This window comes from Okeania sp., from assembly GCF_983059655.1.
The window spans coordinates 1-3,929 of record NZ_CEZPJD010000065.1; the positions used below are offsets into that span (position 1 = coordinate 1).

Here is a 3,929-nt window from a genome sequence, read left to right on the forward strand (position 1 = left end):
AACAGATCTAATTTACCAGACCCTTTTTACAATAAGTCATATACACATAAAATAAGAATTTATAAGCAGAAAGCTTTAAATTTAATCACTCAAATAGATGAGATAGATGAGAGTATACTTATTTCCCCAGATCAATCTTTGACGATAGATGAAATTGAAACAAGATTAGCTGAGTTTGAAAACATACAGCTAGAAACAAAGCAACAAACAAAATATATTGATCTCTTAAAACATTTTAAGAATAAAAATCTAGAGCGTAACTCTAATAATTCAATTGAAAAGCTTGAGGTTTACAAGTTTATCTACGGGAAATTTGAGACCCTAATAAAGTTAGAAATTTCTTCTTTTGATCTTTTTTACATGAGGGGAGATTGTTCTCTTCAGATTTCCTTATTGCAAAAAGAATCAGTTGACTGGAAAAAAATTTTTAATGATTATAAACAAGGTCTTTTGATGAAAACTTCTGATGAGGAGACAAAAAGGAAGCTTGATGAGTACAAAAATCTGATGATTAAACTAATGAATAGCAAAGATAAAGGTGTTATTAGAAATAAAGAAGATATAGGGATAAGTGCTATTAGGATTTTAAAGGAATTTCAAATTGAGGATAAAAACAACAAAATATTAGAAAAAAAATTGTTATGTTTGGGAGATCTTTACATTGAAATAAAAAACTACTCTAAAGCGCTGGTTAGTTATTTGAATGCTGTCGAATGCTATAGTTATGAGTCGAAAAAAACCTTTCTATCTATATCTAAAGAGCATACTAATAGACTTAGAAACCTCTTAGAAAAAACAGATCTAGAGGAATTTAGTAAGAATTTGAATAAATACTTTAATTCTGAAAAATATGTTTCAGCAACTCACAAATATCATTCCTATATATGGCTCAAGCTTGGTGAAAAGCTGAATCATTCTGGAGAAAAGCTGAAACGAGATAGAAAAGTAAATATTTCTCAAGTGAAGAATATTTTTGAATACGCAAAACAAGCTTTTACCAACGCTTTAGATGTTAATGATAATAAATACAAGGATTTAATACCAAGAATTTACTGTAGAAGAGCTCAAGCCTTAAAGGAGTTAAAAATTTGGAAAGAGTCTAAAAAAGATTATGAAAACGCCCTAAATGAAGATAGATCTCTTGAAGGAATTTTGTATCAAGGAGACTTTAGAAATGTTCTTGAAAATTTAGTAGAGATTGCGTTTGTGGAATCGATGGATGTTGATATACGAGATGTTGGTATACGAAAAAATTTCCGGGCACTTCAAGATATAGAAGTGAGGTATTTTGATTATTTGGAAGAAGAATTTAAGGGAAAAATTGATTTCCTGGAAAAAGGAGCTGGATACCACAAGGAAGATAAAAGAAGAATAATAAAGATCAAAAAATATCTATTGAGAATTGCTGGAATATTCTATGTGAAAGGAAATTTTTTTTACAAAAAAAAGGATATATATTTTTGGGGTATTGCACTTAAAGACAGCAAAAAAAAATGCCTTACTCAGTCCTTAAAAGCATATAAAAAAGCATTAAGTTTTATCTTAAACTTAAATCAAATAGATAACAAAATTACATTGGATCAAAGAGACAAGTGGTTTATATTAGATATCATAGAGCAATTGCTAAAAAACAGTTATACTTTAGGCGATTACAGTAATGCTAAGAAATATTTAAAAGAAGGAATGAATGTTATTTCTTCTTTACTAAAAAATAGAGACAACAAAGAATTTAATAATCAAAAATTATCTAATAAACTCCATACTTTAGAAGCAGCATTTAATATTGAAGATTTGCTTATTGAAGATCCAGAAGAAGCTCTACTACTAGCAGAACAATGTAAAAATTCTCGCTTGAATTCACTATTTAAAAGCAATGCAAAAAAAATGCAGGAAGATAATTTTTCCTATGAAATTATTGACAGAGAATTATTATCACTAGACACTGCAATCATATACTGGTATTTAGGTATAGGTAAAATTGTTTCTTTTCTGTTACTTCATAATGAAGTTACTCCATTGGTAATCTCACAGAGTACTACTGAAGAATATATAAAATTTAAGTCTTATATTGATACCTGGAATTCAATATTTAACAGTCAGACAAATAAAGAGTACTTATCTTCTCAAAAAAAGTTGTTTGATGAATGCTTAGATAGCCTGTATGACGTTTTAAATATCAGTAAAATCAAGGCTGAACTATGTAAACGAAGCAATATCAAGAAGATTATTTTAGTCCCACACCGAGATTTGCATAGGATTCCTTTACATGTGTTTTTTAGTGAAGTTTTTGAAGATGGTAATTTTAATTGTGAAACCTTATCTTTGTCATACTTACCTAGCCTTGAAATTGGAATACAGTTAGCTCCGAATTTGCTGCCATCTACAAACATGATGATTGTTCTTCCATCAGCCCCTGACCTTGCATATACTCCAGCAGAAGCTACTTCTATTTATGTGAAATACCACAACGCTATGGGGATTTTACCTACAAGAATAGAATTTTCTAATGCTAAAAATAATAAGATTGGTTGGCATCTAAAGAATGATCTTAAATTAAGTTACTTCCACTTTCTTGGACATGCTCATCATGATATTGAACAACCTCAAAATTCCGCATTAAAGCTAACAGGAAAAGATACTCTCACAATTAAGTCTATAGTGAAAGATTTAGATCTGAGTAATTACTATCTTGTCTGTTTGTCGGCATGTGAAACAGGCATTACAACTCCTGAAAGTCCGTTGGATGAATATGTGGGATTAGTAAGTGCCTTCTTGTCAAAGGGTGTAAGTTATGTTGTAAGCACCTTATGGAAAGTGGAAGATATTTCTACAACAATTATCATGATTCAATTTTACAACCTAATTATTGACGGGCAAAAGCACCCTACAATTGCTCTCGCTGAAGCACAAAGATGGTTGCGAAATATTAGCCGTCAGGAACTAAGTGAATGGTGTATCGAGCAGGCTTCAGAATTACAATCGAAAATTGATGAGCTTCAAAAGTCTGATTTCAAAGAGTTTAACTTAACTGCTTTAAGAATTGATGTTGAGATAATTGAGCATCATCCTCTAAATATTTTTTTAGATCCTCAAGATTCCCCTGATGACTGCCTTTACAAACATCCCTACTACTGGGCGGGGTTTACAATTACAGGTCTAAATTCATAAATTTAGTAGACATCTCCAGAAAGTCGAAAGTAGCTCCCTGACTAGGCGTAAATAGAAGGTAGGTGCAACGAGGGGCAACCGCCTATTGAAACTATTAGACATCTTCAAAAATACTCAAACGCCTATCCTAACTATCTTTAGTAGTGTCTTTGCGTAAGTCCTGATTTCTTAAGTATTCAACCGGACATGGTATTATATCAAATCCGTTTAATTCGGTATAAAAAAATGTTCCATCTTCAACCATTACCAAATATTTCTCAAGCTCTCCATCTCCCCTACTCCCCCACTTCCCTTCCCCTGCTCCCCATCTAATTACACCAATGCTACCGGATTTGATATTACTTCTAACTTCTGACTTTTGACTTGCGCGTAGCACTATACCATCATTACATCTGTCGCGCCATCAAATTAGCAAACAACCCTTCCTGCTCTGCTAATTCTTCAAAACTCCCATTCTGTATAACTTTTCCCCCTTGCAAAACATAAATTCGGTTAGCATTACGAATAGTACTCAACCTATGAGCAATAACTATCCTAGTTACTCCCAACTCCTCTAAACTCTCAGTTACGATAGCTTGAGTGCGATTATCTAAAGCACTTGTCGCTTCATCAAAAATCAAAATTCTGGGTTTCAAAACCAACGCTCGCGCAATTAATAACCGTTGACGTTGACCACCAGATAAGTTTCCCCCTCCCTCAGACACAATAGTATTCATTTCCATTGGCATTTCTTCGATATCATCTGCAAAACCCGCCATTTC

Annotated in this window: 3 protein-coding genes; 1 reads left to right on the forward strand and 2 read right to left on the reverse strand. The window is 32.5% G+C overall.

Translation table 11 applies throughout. The features are described 5' to 3' along the window. Positions 1 to 138 precede the first annotated feature (138 nt). A complete protein-coding gene (locus tag AC3DU7_RS06325; protein ID WP_488038506.1) occupies positions 139 to 3,168 on the forward strand; it encodes a CHAT domain-containing protein in 3,030 nt (1,009 codons plus the stop codon). A 127-nt stretch (positions 3,169 to 3,295) separates the two neighbouring features. Here AC3DU7_RS06325 and AC3DU7_RS06330 read toward each other — a convergent pair whose 3' ends face one another. After that, positions 3,296 to 3,544 (reverse strand): hypothetical protein, encoded by a 249-nt coding sequence (locus AC3DU7_RS06330; RefSeq protein WP_488038507.1) that lies wholly within the window; start codon positions 3,542 to 3,544, stop codon positions 3,296 to 3,298. Between the two features lie 10 nt (positions 3,545 to 3,554). Next, positions 3,555 to 3,929, reverse strand: a 375-nt coding sequence (locus AC3DU7_RS06335; RefSeq protein ID WP_488038508.1) for an ATP-binding cassette domain-containing protein, incomplete at its 5' end; no start/stop codon positions are given.